Source organism: Photobacterium rosenbergii (assembly GCF_003026455.1).
GTDB classification, from domain to species: Bacteria; Pseudomonadota; Gammaproteobacteria; order Enterobacterales; family Vibrionaceae; genus Photobacterium; species Photobacterium rosenbergii.
The window spans coordinates 78,812-94,630 of record NZ_PYMB01000020.1 but is presented as its reverse complement, the minus strand read 5'-3'; the positions used below and the strand labels follow the sequence as shown (position 1 = coordinate 94,630).

General features: G+C 46.6%; 15 protein-coding genes and 2 tRNA genes. 7 read left to right on the top strand and 10 right to left on the bottom strand.

Going from position 1 to position 15,819, the window contains the following annotated elements; genetic code table 11:
- Window positions 1-30: 30 nt before the first annotated feature.
- Window positions 31-121: transfer RNA gene (locus C9J01_RS23495), tRNA-Ser, on the bottom strand.
- Between the two features lie 206 nt (window positions 122-327).
- On the opposite strand from C9J01_RS23495, the gene C9J01_RS23490 reads away from it, so the two are divergent.
- Window positions 328-2,043 (top strand): amidohydrolase, encoded by a 1,716-nt coding sequence (locus C9J01_RS23490; RefSeq protein WP_107300556.1) that lies wholly within the window; start codon window positions 328-330, stop codon window positions 2,041-2,043.
- A 1,024-nt stretch (window positions 2,044-3,067) separates the two neighbouring features.
- Here the strand turns inward: C9J01_RS23490 and C9J01_RS23485 are convergent.
- Window positions 3,068-3,904 (bottom strand): enoyl-CoA hydratase/isomerase family protein, encoded by an 837-nt coding sequence (locus tag C9J01_RS23485; protein ID WP_237157054.1) that lies wholly within the window; start codon window positions 3,902-3,904, stop codon window positions 3,068-3,070.
- 364 nt (window positions 3,905-4,268) lie between these two features.
- Between C9J01_RS23485 and C9J01_RS23480 the strand changes: the two genes are divergently transcribed.
- The 5 genes from C9J01_RS23480 to C9J01_RS23460 all read left to right on the top strand — a co-directional run bounded on the left by C9J01_RS23480 (window position 4,269) and on the right by C9J01_RS23460 (window position 8,311).
- Window positions 4,269-4,460 (top strand): hypothetical protein, encoded by a 192-nt coding sequence (locus C9J01_RS23480; protein ID WP_107300554.1) that lies wholly within the window; start codon window positions 4,269-4,271, stop codon window positions 4,458-4,460.
- Between the two features lie 390 nt (window positions 4,461-4,850).
- A complete protein-coding gene (locus tag C9J01_RS23475) occupies window positions 4,851-5,330 on the top strand; it encodes a hypothetical protein (RefSeq protein ID WP_107300553.1) in 480 nt (159 codons plus the stop codon).
- A gap of 16 nt (window positions 5,331-5,346) precedes the next feature.
- Window positions 5,347-6,273: a tripartite tricarboxylate transporter substrate binding protein gene (locus C9J01_RS23470; RefSeq protein ID WP_107300552.1), complete on the top strand. Its 927-nt coding sequence runs from the start codon at window positions 5,347-5,349 to the stop codon at window positions 6,271-6,273.
- A 70-nt stretch (window positions 6,274-6,343) separates the two neighbouring features.
- Window positions 6,344-6,808, top strand: a complete 465-nt coding sequence (locus C9J01_RS23465; RefSeq protein WP_107300551.1) for a tripartite tricarboxylate transporter TctB family protein — start codon at window positions 6,344-6,346, stop codon at window positions 6,806-6,808.
- 9 nt (window positions 6,809-6,817) lie between these two features.
- Window positions 6,818-8,311, top strand: a complete 1,494-nt coding sequence (locus tag C9J01_RS23460) for a tripartite tricarboxylate transporter permease (protein ID WP_107300550.1) — start codon at window positions 6,818-6,820, stop codon at window positions 8,309-8,311.
- A 501-nt stretch (window positions 8,312-8,812) separates the two neighbouring features.
- Here the strand turns inward: C9J01_RS23460 and C9J01_RS23450 are convergent.
- The 7 genes from C9J01_RS23450 to C9J01_RS23420 form a co-directional block, all read right to left on the bottom strand.
- Window positions 8,813-8,903: transfer RNA gene (locus C9J01_RS23450), tRNA-Ser, on the bottom strand.
- A 92-nt stretch (window positions 8,904-8,995) separates the two neighbouring features.
- Entirely contained in the window at window positions 8,996-9,517 is a 522-nt protein-coding gene (locus C9J01_RS23445; RefSeq protein WP_158264593.1) for a SixA phosphatase family protein, read from the bottom strand.
- Window positions 9,518-9,715: 198 nt separating this feature from the next.
- Complete coding sequence (locus C9J01_RS23440) at window positions 9,716-10,963, bottom strand: ABC transporter substrate-binding protein (protein ID WP_107300548.1); 1,248 nt, start codon at window positions 10,961-10,963, stop codon at window positions 9,716-9,718.
- A 4-nt stretch (window positions 10,964-10,967) separates the two neighbouring features.
- Entirely contained in the window at window positions 10,968-12,413 is a 1,446-nt protein-coding gene (locus tag C9J01_RS23435; protein ID WP_107300547.1) for an ATP-binding protein, read from the bottom strand.
- 29 nt (window positions 12,414-12,442) lie between these two features.
- Window positions 12,443-13,168: a response regulator gene (locus tag C9J01_RS23430; protein WP_107300546.1), complete on the bottom strand. Its 726-nt coding sequence runs from the start codon at window positions 13,166-13,168 to the stop codon at window positions 12,443-12,445.
- Between the two features lie 224 nt (window positions 13,169-13,392).
- Window positions 13,393-13,599, bottom strand: coding sequence for a DUF3283 family protein (locus C9J01_RS23425; protein WP_107300545.1), 207 nt, complete (start codon window positions 13,597-13,599; stop codon window positions 13,393-13,395).
- Window positions 13,600-13,754: 155 nt separating this feature from the next.
- On the bottom strand, window positions 13,755-14,528 hold the full coding sequence (locus tag C9J01_RS23420) for a hypothetical protein (RefSeq protein ID WP_107300544.1): 774 nt from the start codon (window positions 14,526-14,528) through the stop codon (window positions 13,755-13,757).
- 194 nt (window positions 14,529-14,722) lie between these two features.
- On the opposite strand from C9J01_RS23420, the gene C9J01_RS23415 reads away from it, so the two are divergent.
- Window positions 14,723-15,133 (top strand): GNAT family N-acetyltransferase, encoded by a 411-nt coding sequence (locus C9J01_RS23415; RefSeq protein ID WP_201797862.1) that lies wholly within the window; start codon window positions 14,723-14,725, stop codon window positions 15,131-15,133.
- Between the two features lie 105 nt (window positions 15,134-15,238).
- Here C9J01_RS23415 and C9J01_RS23410 read toward each other — a convergent pair whose 3' ends face one another.
- Window positions 15,239-15,757: a porin family protein gene (locus C9J01_RS23410; protein WP_107300565.1), complete on the bottom strand. Its 519-nt coding sequence runs from the start codon at window positions 15,755-15,757 to the stop codon at window positions 15,239-15,241.
- Between the last annotated feature and the right edge of the window lie 62 nt (window positions 15,758-15,819).

Below are 15,819 nucleotides of genomic sequence, written 5' to 3'. Positions count from 1 at the left end.
CGCTGATTTCTCAGCGGCTTTTTCGGAATGTGGCGGAGAGATAGGGATTTGAACCCTAGATACGCTATTAACGTATGCCGGTTTTCAAGACCGGTGCTTTCAACCACTCAGCCATCTCTCCGTAAGTGCGGCGTATAATAATGAGCTTGAACCAAACTGTAAACCCTCATAAGCATCAAGTGATTACAATTCGTTCTAATTTCTCTTTTTTTTGCATTTTAAACCAGAAATCAAACTTCTTTGACTAGAATTCAAGCAAAATTATGCAAGTAAAATTCCGTTCACCCATTTTTCACGAACACAATCACAATCATTTAGCTGAACGATATGAAACGAAAGCTGTACCTATTAACCACTGTTGTCGCCTTTGCATGGACCTGCGGGTTATCAGCCGCAAGCGCAGACCGGATACTCACAGATGCAATCATCTACGGCTACCCCAATGCCGATGCGATAGCCATATCGGACGGAAAAATCACTTATATTGGCACCAGCCAATACGCGACTAATATGGCTGACAACCATACCGACGTCATCAATCTTGATGGCGCTTTTGTTTTGCCTGGTTTTATCGATAACCATAATCATGTCTTTGAGGCTGCTTCACCTGTTGGGGGGGATTGTCTACTCGATGCCGATGTTTCTTTGCAATCACTCATCCCATACCTGAACGACTGCTTTGATAAAACCCAACGCGGGCAGTGGATTATCAGTTACGGGTTTTCCTTGGATGCTGTTTTGGATGAGGATAATACCTCCACTCCGCTAACTGTTATCGATAAAATTTTCCCTGACCAACCCGTGATCTTCATGGAGCAAACTTCACACTCGATGTGGGTCAATACACAAGCCCTAAAGCAAGCCGGTATCAACAAGCATTCTCCAGAACCGCAAGGTGGGCGGATACTTAAAACCAAGTCTGGCCAATTGACGGGGATCCTTCTCGATAATGCCGGAGACATTGTGATGGAAATGGCATGGAACGATAGAGAAAATATCCGAAGCCAAAATAATAGAAGATCCAATCGCCATTCAGTCAATAACAACCCTAGTTATGAAGGGCTTCTTGCTGGCCTTGAGGAAGTTGCAGCCCACGGCATCACCACAATCGGTGATGGGAGGATGTATTGGAAAAGAGGTTGGTTTGATATTTGGCAGCAAGCGCAATCGGACAATATGCTCACTGCCCGAGTGTCTGTCCGTCCGTGGATCTACCCTGAGGATGATATGGAGCCACAACTGCAATATCTTGAGTCCATTTACTCCAACTCCGCAAACGACCCTGCCAGCCTTATCATCGTCGAACAGGTAAAGATGTACAGTGATGGTATTTTTATTAACGGTACGGCCAAAACACTGGCCCCTTATTTGTTCACTTATCTTCCAGGCGATCCACACGGTATAAACTATATTCCACCCAAAGACATGTCGGTATGGCTCAAGGCCCTTGCAAGGATTGGCTACGGAGCCCACATCCATGCAATAGGTGACGGCGCAATTAATGAAACACTCAATGCTATTGAGTCAATGCGCAAAGCGCACATCAGCAAACCCTATACGCTTACCCATGTTGAGTTAATCGACCGCAACGACATTCCCCGTTTTGAAGCACTCGATGTCACTGCCGATTTTCAGGTCGGCTCAGACTATATTGCTTACCATCAGCATCAATGGGCTGAAGCCTTCTTGGGTGCCAAACGTACGAGGGCATTAATGAACCTAAACGCCATTTATCAAACTGGTGCAAACGTCACCCTTAGTAGTGATTGGAACGTACACAGCATTAATCCACTAGAAGGTATCGCTAATAGCCTTATTATGGGCAAAACCGGACTACCGTCGATAACCGCTGCGATCGATGCTTATACCATCAATGCTGCTTATAGCCTTGGTATTGATAAGATCACTGGCAGTATTGAGGTTGGAAAATCCGCTGACTTTGCAATTTTGGACAATGATATAACCCAAATACCTCTCGATAGAATCAGTTCCTCTAAAGTGATTTTAACCATTCTTCAAGGCGAAATTGTCTTCGAAAAATAACAATAGAAAGGGTGACATCTCCAATTAATAAGAAAACCGCAAATTAACAATCCAGCAGTCTATATAATTGCCACTTTTACAAGAGTGGTACAAAGCTATTTACTGCAACCACAAAGCAACACAAAAGTCACCAAGACCTAAGATTGCGTAATAATCAACCAGCAAATTACGAATAATTGCACAACCGCGAAAATTAATATTACTGTGCGTGTACATTAAACCATACATGCATATTTATAACTCCCACCTAACGACCTTTTCCCGCTTGTCTTTGATGCACATTGTGCATACTCTGAAGTCTAAAAATTCATACAACAAATAAATGCAACAAATTTTATATATAAAAATGGAACAAAGATCACGGAAATTCCTTTTGTCATACGACACCATTGTGACTTTCATTCCATAAAAACAAGGTTGACAGTAAGGATGTCAGAAGAGGTTTGCGACTGCCAGCTCATCAAATGCCCAAAATGCGGGCAAAGTGATAGCTATTTAATTCACATCGAACAGAACCTAATGATCTGTATCTGTGGATATAAAACGACATTACCAAAATGCAATTGCAAATATTTGAACTAAGGGATTAGTATGAATTATTACCAATGTCCATCATGCAAGAATGTTGTTCACTTCCACCGTATTCGTAGAAGTACGTTAGAGCGACTTATTAAAAAGAAATATGCCAAGTTTCAATGTAGTAACTGTGCATCTGTTATTCTTTCCCATATGTCCATGGATGAAGTGCATTTAATAAAAGATGGAGCAAAAGAGGCTGAGTTACAGGATTAACCGCTATGAAGTGTTCCGACGGTATGGATCTTAAATTACAGCAACAATACTATGTTGAGCACCTTGTTAATCTTCATTGGAGGTATTTTAATGCCATCTCTGATGATGATCTGAAGGAGATGTATTATCTTGAAGAAGTCATTGTTAAGACCAAAGAATGCTTGCTTCAATTATCTGACTGATCACACCTGGCCTCCCTTAGCAAAAGGGCGGCCAATTGTGCTGTTATCGATTACAGTGCCTGCTTCCACAAGGGCCTTAACCCCCATAAGGACCAAAATACCATCGACGGTATATACTTTTTCTTTCGCCACAAAAACTGCGCCTGATGTTTGAGGAATGCCGCTTTTAGGAACGCATCAGCCAATTGCTCCGACTCACGGGCATTAACAGCTCTCAGTTCATCGAGTTCACTCCCCGCCAACAACTGACGTTCTCGCCCTTGTTCTAGCCATTGCCGTACCACAGATTCAGCCCTTTCACGTAATTGCGCTTTGGGGACAACCTCTTGAATTAGCCCTATCGTTTTGGCTTGCTGGGCATCGGGTTTCCACCCCTCACTACCTAGCATACGCGCCGCATTGTCCTCCCCAATTAATCGGGGCAGGTGCACGCTGGAGCAACCTTCAGGCGTTACCCCCAAAACAGCAAACGGCGTCGAGAAGGTCGCAGTATCTGACGCAATAATGCCATTGGCTAACGTCGCCGAGGTAACACTGGCACCAATTGCAGGGCCATTCACCGCGATCAATAGCGGCTTGGTGCAACCAAGAAATATCTCAAACAAAGCTTGGTTATTATTGGCAATCAGTTGGCGCAGTTTACGCGGTGCCATCACCTTTAGTGTGCCACTGAGATTGACCCCTGCAGAGTAATAGTCTCCCGCCCCTGTGAGGATAATCGCTCTGACCTTGCTCTCAACATTTGCTTTCTCGAAAACCTCTTTCAGGGCATTCATCATAGCCATGGTCCAGCCGTTTAATTTTGCCGGGCAATTCATGGTTATGGTCAAAACGCCTTGCTCAAGCTGTGTCAATAATTGATCAGCAGAGACTTTACTTAGTTGCATGTCATTCACTGTGAGTGCCTCCTTCCAATGGCGGTAGTTGCTATTCCAGTCAACCTTTTTTGTAACCCTCTACAACACCGGCTAAAGGGATATAACCTAGATCTAATCCTCAGGCAAATCTGTTTAAAAAATCAGCAAGTGCGGGGTCGATCACGCTATTAAAAGGCCGCAACTATTAGGGTAGAGATAAAAGTTAGAGCAAAGAAACTAAGATTCACCGCTGCCAACAAAAGTTTGATCTGGGCTTGATTGAGCCCTTATTAAGCCTAAATTGAAAAGCCTGCTGACATCATTTCTTAGCCTACATCTAGAGATTGATTGTTGCCTAGTTGGCTTTGCAATTTAGTATTGCGGAGTATGGCAGATGGAAAAACTTAAACGTGCAAAGGAACTATTCACCAGACCATTGACCCTCGACGAACTACACAAGCTGGATGAGCTTGAGCGCCAAGCCAAAGGCAAGGAAAAACTGTATATCGCTTCCTTGTGGGATGCGGCGTACGCCCTTGTTGAACCAGCAGTCCTTCATCAAGCCCGTGAAGCTGGGCTGCTCTAGCCATAATCCTTATGGCTCTTCTTGTAAGGGGAAAGGATTAGCTGTATTTCCCCTTCTCTTCTATCTTTTCTTAATTTTATTTGAATCTATTTAAATTTTGTTGATTATACCCTACCTGCATAACTCAATTTATCAATAATTAACTTGAGCCACTTCATAATATTATTCCACAACACATTTATTTAATAATACAAATAAACCAACAAGAGCACTAAACTGCTAAAGTGATTAATATCACCTTAATTTCGTCAAAACCCGCCAATTTGGTGATCAAAATCATGAAGATATATTTACAACAGTGATGAGTTTATCACTTTGATAAAACCCTCTTTGATCAGCCTAAAATAATACAATAGCTTGAGTGTGTACCGAGGACATTAAGGTGTAAGGATGAACACACACAAGCAAATTGCGCTAGATGCAATCGAATTAGTTAGGCCAGCTATCGAGCGCCTATTTTCACGAACCAACCGCCAAGAACTGCATATTGTGGTGATGGATCCCCGCCTTAAGCCCTGGGAGTCTAGCTTTGAGGAAGCCATTTTGGTTGAAACCTCTATCGGCCAACCAGATGCATGGACAATCCCATTTGATCAACTCGCCCGAAAAAAGGCTCAACAAGCTTGGCGCGACTCTCAGGCCAATATTAATCACCAAACCGCTCACCCATCGTCGCTAAGAGATGATGATGTGCTGTATTACGGCTCCTTTGTCTACGGCAATGTCGTAGTCGCCTGCAGCGGGGTGCAGCAATGGTATGACATGCTGATCAGTGGCTGGATTGCCCTTGCTATCGAGCAACTCACTATCAACGACTACCAGACCCAGAAAACGAATAACCCGACTCAAACCTACCGACGTGAACAATAAAACAGGTATCCAATATATGAATAAATTACTAAAAGCAGTCATGATCTCCGCAGGTGTATTAGTTTCGGCAACAGCAGTTGCTGCTGATTACCCGACTAAAAACATTCGTTTGGTTGTCCCTTTCGGGGCCGGTGGCGGTACCGATGCGGTTGGCCGTACGCTGGCAAATAGTGCCAAGGATGTACTTGGCCAGAATATTTCGATCATGAACCGTACCGGTGGTGCAGGTGCGGTAGGTATGAGCTTTGGTGCCCAGCAACGCGCTGATGGTTATACCCTAACAGTTGTCACCCGCGAAATTGCCTCGCTGCCACAGATGGGTCTAATGCGCCACACAGCAGATGACTTCAAACTGATCCGTATGGTTAACCTTGACCCAGCGGTCGTTTTGGTTGCTGCTGACAGCCCATACAACAGCATCAATGACCTGATTGAAGATGCCAAAAAAGAGCCAGGCAAAGTGAAGTTTGCTTCTACTGCCGCACCAAACTTCTACCTAATGGCGCTTGAGAAAGATCAAGATATCAAACTAAATGCGATTCCATACAACGGCGCTTCAGAAGCGATTCCTGCGGTACTGGGTAACCACACAGATGTCACTATGGTGACTCCAGGTGAAGCCATCGCACAACTTCGCTCTGGCCAACTAAAAGCCCTTGGTGTGATGTCTGAAGAACGTATCGCGTTTATCGAAGATGTCCCGACTCTAAAAGAGCAAGGTGTTGATGTAGTAACCGGCACATGGCGTGGTATTGGTGCACCGAAGAACACCCCAGACCACATTATTGAAAAGCTAGGTACTGCATTTGACCAAGCGATGGCGACAGAGGAATTCAAGTCATTCATGGAAACAGGCGCAATGACTATCCACAACCTTAACGCCGAAGAGTTCACCAAGTTTGTCTATGAAGATACGCAAGCACTAGGCTCTCTAATTAACTAATGATACTCAGGAGCCAGCAAAACGTGCTGGCTCCACTTTTTTGAACACGCTCAACACAAGGATGGATTCTATGTTGAATAGAAACTTTCTTTTCCCGTCCCTGATCATTCTATTAGGTGCCGCTTCCCTTTTCGTTATCAGCCAATTCGACAAACCGATGTTCCAAGATGCCAGTGTCGATGCGGCCTTTTTCCCAACCGTTGTCACGATTGCCATGATAGTTATTTCAGCGGTGTTAGTTTTTCAGCATTGGCAAAAGAACAAGCTTGAAAATAAAGAGATCTCTCAACAGAAAGAGGCGCCGATTTTTTCCAAACTGTCTATTTTCGGCGTCGCCTATTTAATTGGCTATGCCTTCTTGATTCATATTCTCGGCTACCTATTTGCCAGCCTTATTGCCTTCGCTTTGTACCTGATTTATTTCAAGGTGAAGAAACCCCTTTATTACGTTATTGCAGCAGTATTCGTTGTATCTGTGTATTACCTGTTTGGCGAAGTGTTTGTCATTGCACTTCCTGACGGCATCATTCTGTAGAGGCCGCGTATGTTAGAACATTTATTTTCAGGCATCCTAACGGCCTTTAGCCCAAGCGTTTTCCCTGTACTGATCTTTGGTGTACTGGGAGGGATCATCCTTGGTGCCCTGCCCGGTCTGACGGCGACCATGGGTGTCGCCATCTTGCTGCCTTTTACCTTTGGTATGGAGCCAACCGCTGCACTCGTCATGCTCATCGGTGTCTACATCGGCGGTATCTATGGCGGCTCAATTGCCGCGATTTTGCTAAAGACCCCCGGTACACCAGCATCAGCTGCTACCGTTCTAGATGGTCATACCCTTGCAGCCAAAGGGCAAGCCGCCCGAGCATTGAGTATCTCGGCAGTTGCTTCTTTTATCGGCGGCCTTATCAGTACCATCGTACTGATCGCTATTGCACCGCTATTGGCTGACTTTGCCCTCAAGTTCAATGCACCGGAATATTTTGCCCTGGCTTTGTTCGGTCTCACTATCATAGCCAGCGTATCATCAAAAAATATCCTCAAAGGCCTCCTTGCAGGCTGCATCGGCTTGCTGGTATCAACTGTGGGCCTAGACCCAATCAGCAGTGTGCCACGCTTCACCTTTGATGTGATGGATCTATACAGTGGCATCAATGTCATTCCAGTTCTGATCGGTTTATTTGCAATCTCAGAGGGCCTCAATCAACTTGAGAAACTACACACTCAGAAGAAAAGCGCACCACCGAAATTTGACCATAAGTTGCTGAGCAAGAAAGATCTGAAAACCATGCTGCCAACAGCAGTGAAAAGTGGTTTGATGGGCACGTCTATTGGCTCGGTACCAGGAGCGGGTGCCGATATCTCAGCGTTTGTTTGCTACAACGAAGCCAAGCGTTCTGCTAAGAATCCAGACGAATTCGGTAAAGGCTCGGTGCAAGGCTTGGCGGCCGCAGAAGCGGGTAACAATGGGGTTACGGGTGGTTCTCTTGTTCCACTACTTACGCTAGGCGTACCCGGCGATGCAGTAGCTGCAGTGTTGCTAGGTGCCTTGATTGTACAGGGCCTAACACCAGGACCACTGCTGTTCAGTCAAAGTCCAGAAGTAGTATACGGTGTATTCAGTTCAATGCTAGTTGCTAACATTGTAATGCTATTGATCGGTTTGCTTGGTATCCGTTTCTTCTGCCGAATTATTGAAGTGCCTAAGATCATCATGATCCCAATCATCATCTTCCTGTCGGTGATCGGTGCCTACGCCATCAACAACTCAATGTTCGATGTGGGTATTGCAATCAGCTTTGGCTTGCTAGGTTTCATCCTCAATAAGATGGAAATTCCGTCATCACCCATCCTGCTGGCGATCATCCTCGGGCCAATGGCCGAGACCAACCTTAGGAAGTCGCTGCTGATGTACGACGGTAGCTGGTCATTCTTGTATGAACGCCCTATCGCACTGGCCTTCATTGTTCTAGCAGTCTTCTCGGTCTATTCCACCATGAAGCTCAAGAAAAAGCAGGCACAGGCTCCTTTAGCGGAGTAGGGAAAAATCGGGTCCTGGGTCCTGGGTCCTGGGTCCTGGGTCCTGGGTCCTGGGTCCTGGGTCCTGGGTCCTGGGTCCTGGGTCCTGCAGGCAGCATTCACTTATAGCTGCAATAAATCAAGCTTCTGCTTTTCGCTTTTCGCTTTTCGCTTTTCGCTTTTCGCTTTTCGCTTTTCGCTTTTCCTAGAGCCTAGGGCCTGCTCTTCCGAGGACCTACTCTTCCAAGGCCCCCGTTCCCTTTTTTCCCCAGGACCTCGCGTTTGCCGAAGGCTAAAACGCGAAAAGCCGCTGATAAATCAGCGGCTTTCTTAAATGTGGCGGAGCGCTCTGGGTATGGTGGATTTGAACCCTAGATTCCAAATGCAAAAAGGGCCTGCATTTCTGCAAGCCTTTCGAATGTGGCGGAGCCAGATCAAGGCATAGAGGGATTTTTCAAATCCCTTACTCAAAACCCGATGCATACGAAAAAGCCGCTGATTTCTCAGCGGCTTTTTCGGAATGTGGCGGAGAGATAGGGATTTGAACCCTAGATACGCTATTAACGTATGCCGGTTTTCAAGACCGGTGCTTTCAACCACTCAGCCATCTCTCCGTAAGTACGGCGTATGATATAGCGGTTTCTTTCAAGTGTAAACACCACAAAATCTGTATGGTTACCATTTCAACAGAATGCGATTATCCGGATCATATTCGATCAATCTCATGGCCTAATATTTCATGCCGAACCCGCTTGGGGTAATCATAATAAAACAAGGTCCCTTGCTCCTCAGCAATGGCCTGCCAGCAGTCGACCTCAAAACCAAACACCAACACCCCGCACGTAGGCAAGTTATCCTCTTTGAAACCGAACATCTGGGCGAGCACTGTCATCGCCGGGTTATGGCCCACCAGCATCAAGCGCTCGACCACATCACTGGTTTCACGGATGATATCCATCAACTCAAACGCAGACTCGGTATAAACCCTAGGATCAGACTCTAGCTTGGGTGAGCAATCCAAACCTTCAGAAAACGAATAAGCCGTTTGAGACGCACGCAGTGCCGAGCTGGTGACAATCAATTGTGGCCCCTGCTGCCACCCATTTAAACGGTGGACCATCTTCGGGATGTTTTTCAGCCCTCGGTTATTAAGAGGACGCTCATGGTCATCAATGGACGGGTCGTCCCAAGATGACTTCGCATGACGGACCAAAAACAATACTTTCATTGCTCTCCCCCTTAGCATAACAGGCTAACCACCCGGCCTTTTCAGCCAAGCAATAACCTATATTCAACTTTTATACGTCCCGATAATCTCGGAATGATTGGTATAAGTATATAAAACATAAAGGAGAAGGCTGTTTCGAATACAAAAAAGGGCTGCCAATATGGCAACCCTTTCAATGAAATAAGCAAAATCAAACGACTACATGGCTGATTTAACCGCCCTTGCCAAACGGTCTGCAGCTTGCTCAGGATCAGCCATTTTTGCATTGAAGAAATTACTCACTACGTCGAAGATCGCTGCCTGTACATAACTGGTTGTCGCCAATCCCTGGGACACACTCGGAACTAAACCACCAGATTGACTACTTTGCTTGAACACCACCAGCGAATCTTTTGCACACTGGTCAAATTCGGACAAGTCCATATCCATCCTTACCGGGATCGACCCCTTGCTAAGGTTGAATGAAGACTGAAACTCTTTATCCAAAATAGCCCTTGCCAAATCTTTCTGGGCTCGACTGTTGGCTTCGTCGGTCAACTTGAAGAAGGCAAAACTATCGATGTTGTAGGTAAATAGCCCCTGTGTACCCGGTGCGGCCATACACAGGTAATCTTTCCCCTGCACTTTGCCATCAGCTTCGAATTCACCTTTGGCCCAGTCACCCATGATCTGCATGGCTGCCTCACCACTACTTACCATGGCTGTCGAGGTACTCCAATCTCGACCACGATAATTTGCGCCGACATAATCACGCATGCGGCGGAACTGGGTAAATACATCGACCATTTTATCTCCGCCAAGTACCGACATATCCAATTCAACAAAGGCACGCTGGTAATCAGCAGGACCTAGTACCGCTAAGGCAACCGCTTCAAACAAGGTCACGTTCTGCCATGGCTGACCACCATGGGCCAGAGGGACAAATCCCGCGTGTTTAATTTTATCTGCGGCGACAAAAAACTCGTCGAGAGTCCTTGGTACCTCAACCCCTGCTTTAGCAAACACCTTAGGGTTGGCCCATAACCAATTGACTCGGTGGATATTGACCGGTACAGCGACATAGTCACCGCCATACATCATAATTTGACGGGCGACCGGTGGTAGGATTTTCGACCAGTTATCTTCTGCGGCAACATCGTTCAAATCAGTCAAGAAGCCCAAGCGGCCCCATTCCTGAATATCATGGCCTTTGATCTGTGCTGCCGATGGTGGGTTTCCCGATACCGCACGGGTTTTAAGTACCGTCATCGCACTTTCACCACCGCCCCCTGCGATAGCGAAGTCTTTCCAGTGATTACCCTGAGCCTGAATTTTATCTTTTAGCAAAGAGACCGATCGGGCTTCGCCACCGGATGTCCACCAATGTAAGACTTCCACTTCTCCAGCAGATACCACGCTGCTAGTGAGCATCATCAAAGCCGATATCAAGGTGTGTTTCGTGTTCATTGCCTTAATCTTCTTTTAACAAGCGGGGAATATAGACTTTCACTTCCAACCCGCCATCTACCGCATTATGGATTGCCATATCTCCGCCATGGGCATGAATGATATTGCGGGCAATACCCAATCCCAAACCATGGCCTTCGTCATCTTTGGCAACTCGGACATAAGGTTCAAATACCGCTTCGAGTTTCTCCTTCGGAATCCCAGGGCCTTTATCCTTGATAATCAGGATCAAGGAGTCCTTCTCATCAACGATGATCAAGCTCACCTCATGACCGTATTTCACGCCATTATCAATCAGGTTGCTAAAGCAGCGTTTCAACGCCAATGGTTTACCCATAAACGGCGCTATCTTGGTGCTAGGAATTCCAACTTTCATCTGATGCTGGTTGTGTCGCTCAGCTATGCTGAAAAGCAGTTCTTTCAAATCCACCTGAGCCAAGTTCTCATGCAAATCGGTATCTTTCACCGTCTGCAATGCCCCTTTCACCATCATCTCCAACTCATCTAGATCCCGGTTGAATTTCTCAACCTTGGCATCATCATCAATGAGCTCAGCACGGAGCCTCAAACGCGTAATGGGTGTTTTCAAATCATGGGAAATGGATGAAAACAGGTGTTCGCGATCATCGATATAGCGCTGTACCCGCGACTGCATCCGGTTAAACGCCCGGGTCGCGGTCACTAACTCACTAGCCCCCTCTTCTTTAAGCGGAGGCTGGTAAATATCAAAACTCATGGCATTGGCTGCGTACGCCAACCGCTTGAGTGGCTTGGTTTGTCGACGGATCATCAAAAAGGTGAAGACCAGCAGCAGCGCGGTCATGAACACCATAAACACCAATTGCTGCCCTGTGATAATTTCATCTTCCAACGTGACATACGGTGCTGGTAACAAGGCGGCAATATACAACCACTCGTTTTCAGCCAACTCCAACTGCACCACCAAAATGGGAGGGTTGAACGGTTCAAGGCTCAGGGTATAGTGCGCCCAAGAGCGAGGCAGATCGCTGAGCAAGATATCATTTTTCAGAACATGCAAGGTTTCTGGACGGGAGAACTCAACCCGGATCACATCAAGCCGGGGGAGCTTTTCGCTTAACACCTCTTCAAAGGCCCCAACCGCTGTTCTCTTCATCAAAGAGTCAGGAATAGGATCAATCAAGATCTCTTCTTGGTTGAATGAGACAAAAAAACGGGTTCCTCCCATGTTGCGCAACTGATCGAGCACAATATGGCGGTATTCCAGAGGGAGAGATTGGAAGAAAGTCACCGTCGAAGCAAACATATTAGCCATACTGGCCGATGCAGACTCCAAGCCTTCCAAATCACGTTGCTTTGACTGCCCATACCAAATGCTGGTTGCAATGACCTGGGCAAGAAATACCGCTAGCAGAGTAAACCACAGCGTGCGGGCCAACAGGGACTTCGGCCACCACTTTCTAATATTCATAGATAGAACCACAAACAGTGCGAGGAGATTTATTCCTCGTAGGTAACCTCGGCATTGAACGAGTAGCCATTACCACGGATTGTCTTGATCAAACGTTGCTGGGTTCCCTTGTCCCCCAAACGCTGACGCAAACGGCTTAATTGCACATCTATGCTGCGGGCCGACGGGGTTGCCTCACGGCCGCGGGTAGCAAAGGAAATCGTATCACGATCAAGCACTTCATTCGGACGGGTCAGGAACAACATCAACAACGCAAAATCACTGCCGCTTAACTCGTAATCTCTTTCTTTGTCCAAGTCATACAAGCGCTGGGCGGCTGTATCTAAACGCCAGTTTGCAAAGCGGATCGCCTTTGGCGCAGACGGCATCTGCTGAGCCTCGGTAGGTTTTACCCGGCGCAGTAAGGCTTTGATACGTGCCATAAGTTGTCGTGGGCTAAACGGTTTAGCGATGTAATCATCCGCCCCTAACTCCAAGCCGATGATCTGATCCATTTCATCCGACACCGCTGTCAGCATGATAATAGGCACATCAGAAGTTTTCCGGATGTATTGGCACAGGGTAAAACCATCATCCCCAGGCATCATCACATCCAGCAAGATCAAATCAGGCGTGCCCATTGCCAGACGGCGTTTCATCTCCTCCCCTTCAGCAGCGGTAATGACCGTAAAGCCCGCCTTGGTGAGGTATTCGTCAAGCAACTCACGAATTTCCTGATCATCATCAACAACAAGAACCTTCTTGCTTGTGCTCATTATCTCTTCCTTCTGCCCTAGCAAGGCGTTACCCAAGCTTGACTACACATTCTTCAGGGCAACATCATGCCAAAAAGCAATACATTAGCGCCAAATACATACCAGTGCGCTAACATATCAAACTGAATCAAAAAAGGCGCGTACCGCGCCTTATAATCATGATCTGAATAGATAAAAATGACAAATGTAGCAAACGCTTGCTATCAGCCATATGCGGCTAAAGCTTATGCGACGCCCATTTTGATTTTGTACTTCGACACCGCTTGCTCAAAGAACTCGCGCTCATCATCATCCGCGATATTATTCGTCACCTCAGCAAAAACCTCATAGCCTTTCTTGCCGTTCTTTACCTGCCAAACGGAATAGGCCGCTTGCTTATCCAGTTCTACTCGATTTTTTTCTGCTTCAGAAAGCAACGTCAAATTATGCATAGTGTTATTCCTACCCCGATCATTACGGTGGCAATTTTATCGCAATCCCCCGTTATTCCCAAGGTACTCTTGTGGCAAAGCCAATGAAAAAGCCCGCAGTCTCTCCACTTTAATTTGGGAAAATACGGGCTTGGTCAAACAAACAGCAATAAAGGCTAAAAGCCAAGTAACCACTTAAAGGTAATAAAGAACCCGGCCACCACTGCAAGCGTCAGCGCCACACTGGCTACCGGACTTAATGTAGCCGCACAAGGGTTGCTGATCGCATCTGCCAAGGTCGGCTCGTCAAAGTCGACTTTCTTCTGCGCCTGAATCAGCTCGTTGACATAATGCTCAATGGTATCTATCGACTCTTCAACGGAATCAATCACCTGGGCCCCCAACCAACGCTCCTGCTCAATCAGCTGACCCGATTCCACATGACGTAGTCCAGAAAAACGTCCTGTACGGCGGTCTACGACAGACACTGCCATGTAGCCCTGATCTTCATTCCACACCCAACAAGGGAGGAAGTTACCTTCAATATTCACCTGGCTTGGATAGGGGAAACGGACATTGCTGACTACATCTAGCAGCTTCTCTTTGACGTCGCACAACGAGTGCAGTTGCTGGATACAATTTTCCAACCAATATGGGAAATTATTTCTAAAAGCACTCTGACGAAGCGGCGCAAGGCGAGCGGCTCCCCTTACCACAAACTCGGTGATCTGCTGGCTGACATCACTTTGATTGGGCCAACACTGCTGTGCGGATGAAGTCGGTAAGGTAAGACGTTGGCAAATCGTGCCTTTGGGAGAGACAAGCCTGAGAGCCTGTTGGCTATTTTCCATCGAAGGAAGATATTCAATGTGCCAGGGTTTAGTGACTTTCCGCATTATGGCCCGGTATACCTGTTCAACTGTGGATTGGTAATGCTCATAGTTGCTCATTGGGCACCTCCGGGGGTGGTTTCTGGACTGACCTCATTGTACAAAAAAACGGCCTTCATTATGGTGATCAGAATCTTGTTTTGTAAAAGAGGTGAAATACGCCGCAATGCGGTAAAATCGAACAACTTTTGTTATGTGATTTATCAGTTATGCCAAAATTGCAATTTAAAAGCATTCCCGCCGAGCTCGCACCAATGGATTTGTTACTAGAAGCCGATCCTAGTACAGAGCAGATACACACCTACCTCGATGGTAGTGACATCTACACCGTTCTATCTGACGGCCAGACCGTGGGCGTATGCGTATTAAAGCCTCGCTCTGAAACCACATTAGAATTGATGAATATCGCTGTTGAACCAACCCAGCAAGGGTCTGGCATTGGCCGTCAGTTATTGCAGTATGTGATTTCTGAATCTCGAAGCAAGCAAGCCAAAGAGTTGGTCTTGGGAACCGGTACATTCGGCTACCAGTTGGCGTTTTATCAGCGTGAGGGCTTTCGGGTTGTTGGAATCGACAAGGATTTCTTCCTTGATAATTATGATGAGCCGGTCATGGAAAATGGTATCCAACACAAAGATATGTTGAGGCTTCAGTTGATCCTTTAGCAGCTATAGCCTTACCTTGTTGGTCAGCGTCCTCACTTCCCACACTGACCAACAAGGCATGGTCAGTGTGGACACAAGGTGTTCGTGAGGAAATATATCTCGCTATTAGAGACCTGCGCTAACTCCAAACAGGATGGAGTTGTTTGTTACATCCCCCATATCTCGATATTCATAATTCAATGAAAGGTCGATAAATGGCAGCATAGTGAACACCACTCCAGCGCCACCGGCAAATCCCCAGCCATCATCGCTTTCTCGAGGCACGCCAGAACGGTCAATATCGTAGTCGTAATAATTGGTACCAAGCTTGCCGTAAACGCTACCTATTACTAGAGGTAAATCAGCCCTAAGAGTTAATGGAAACGCGGTATAGTCAATCTCATTCTTTGCGTTGCCCCCTCGCGCATCAACATCAGCACTGCCCTGTACCACCCCAGCATTAATGCTGAACATATCATTGATATGATAGGAGCCATTGATGCCATACTCGACGCCGTAGTCATCGTTACCCTCATATTCAACCCTCGCGCCACCTACCGTCGCCCCAACAGAGAACCCCAATAAATCCGCAGAAGCGGGTGCTGCGCAGAGTAATAATGTCGCCACTAACCCTATTCTTTTCATCCATCCAGTCCTTAGCAAATAAACCAACCACATCCTTATTATGGGTAGTGCGAAATGCAGCA

Excerpts from the sequence above, each read along its gene's own strand:
- C9J01_RS23445 (WP_158264593.1), bottom strand. The coding sequence starts at position 9,517 with ATGAAAGTATTGTTTTTGGTCCGTCATGCGAAGTCATCTTGGGACGAC.
- C9J01_RS23490 (WP_107300556.1), top strand. The coding sequence starts at position 328 with ATGAAACGAAAGCTGTACCTATTAACCACTGTTGTCGCCTTTGCATGG.
- C9J01_RS23485 (WP_237157054.1), bottom strand. The coding sequence starts at position 3,904 with ATGCAACTAAGTAAAGTCTCTGCTGATCAATTATTGACACAGCTTGAG.
- C9J01_RS23440 (WP_107300548.1), bottom strand. The coding sequence starts at position 10,963 with ATGAACACGAAACACACCTTGATATCGGCTTTGATGATGCTCACTAGC.
- C9J01_RS23430 (WP_107300546.1), bottom strand. The coding sequence starts at position 13,168 with ATGAGCACAAGCAAGAAGGTTCTTGTTGTTGATGATGATCAGGAAATT.
- C9J01_RS23425 (WP_107300545.1), bottom strand. The coding sequence starts at position 13,599 with ATGCATAATTTGACGTTGCTTTCTGAAGCAGAAAAAAATCGAGTAGAA.
- C9J01_RS23415 (WP_201797862.1), top strand. The coding sequence starts at position 14,723 with ATGGATTTGTTACTAGAAGCCGATCCTAGTACAGAGCAGATACACACC.
- C9J01_RS23465 (WP_107300551.1), top strand. The coding sequence starts at position 6,344 with ATGTTGAATAGAAACTTTCTTTTCCCGTCCCTGATCATTCTATTAGGT.
- C9J01_RS23475 (WP_107300553.1), top strand. The coding sequence starts at position 4,851 with ATGAACACACACAAGCAAATTGCGCTAGATGCAATCGAATTAGTTAGG.
- C9J01_RS23410 (WP_107300565.1), bottom strand. The coding sequence starts at position 15,757 with ATGAAAAGAATAGGGTTAGTGGCGACATTATTACTCTGCGCAGCACCC.
- C9J01_RS23480 (WP_107300554.1), top strand. The coding sequence starts at position 4,269 with ATGGAAAAACTTAAACGTGCAAAGGAACTATTCACCAGACCATTGACC.
- C9J01_RS23420 (WP_107300544.1), bottom strand. The coding sequence starts at position 14,528 with ATGAGCAACTATGAGCATTACCAATCCACAGTTGAACAGGTATACCGG.
- C9J01_RS23435 (WP_107300547.1), bottom strand. The coding sequence starts at position 12,413 with ATGAATATTAGAAAGTGGTGGCCGAAGTCCCTGTTGGCCCGCACGCTG.
- C9J01_RS23470 (WP_107300552.1), top strand. The coding sequence starts at position 5,347 with ATGAATAAATTACTAAAAGCAGTCATGATCTCCGCAGGTGTATTAGTT.
- C9J01_RS23460 (WP_107300550.1), top strand. The coding sequence starts at position 6,818 with ATGTTAGAACATTTATTTTCAGGCATCCTAACGGCCTTTAGCCCAAGC.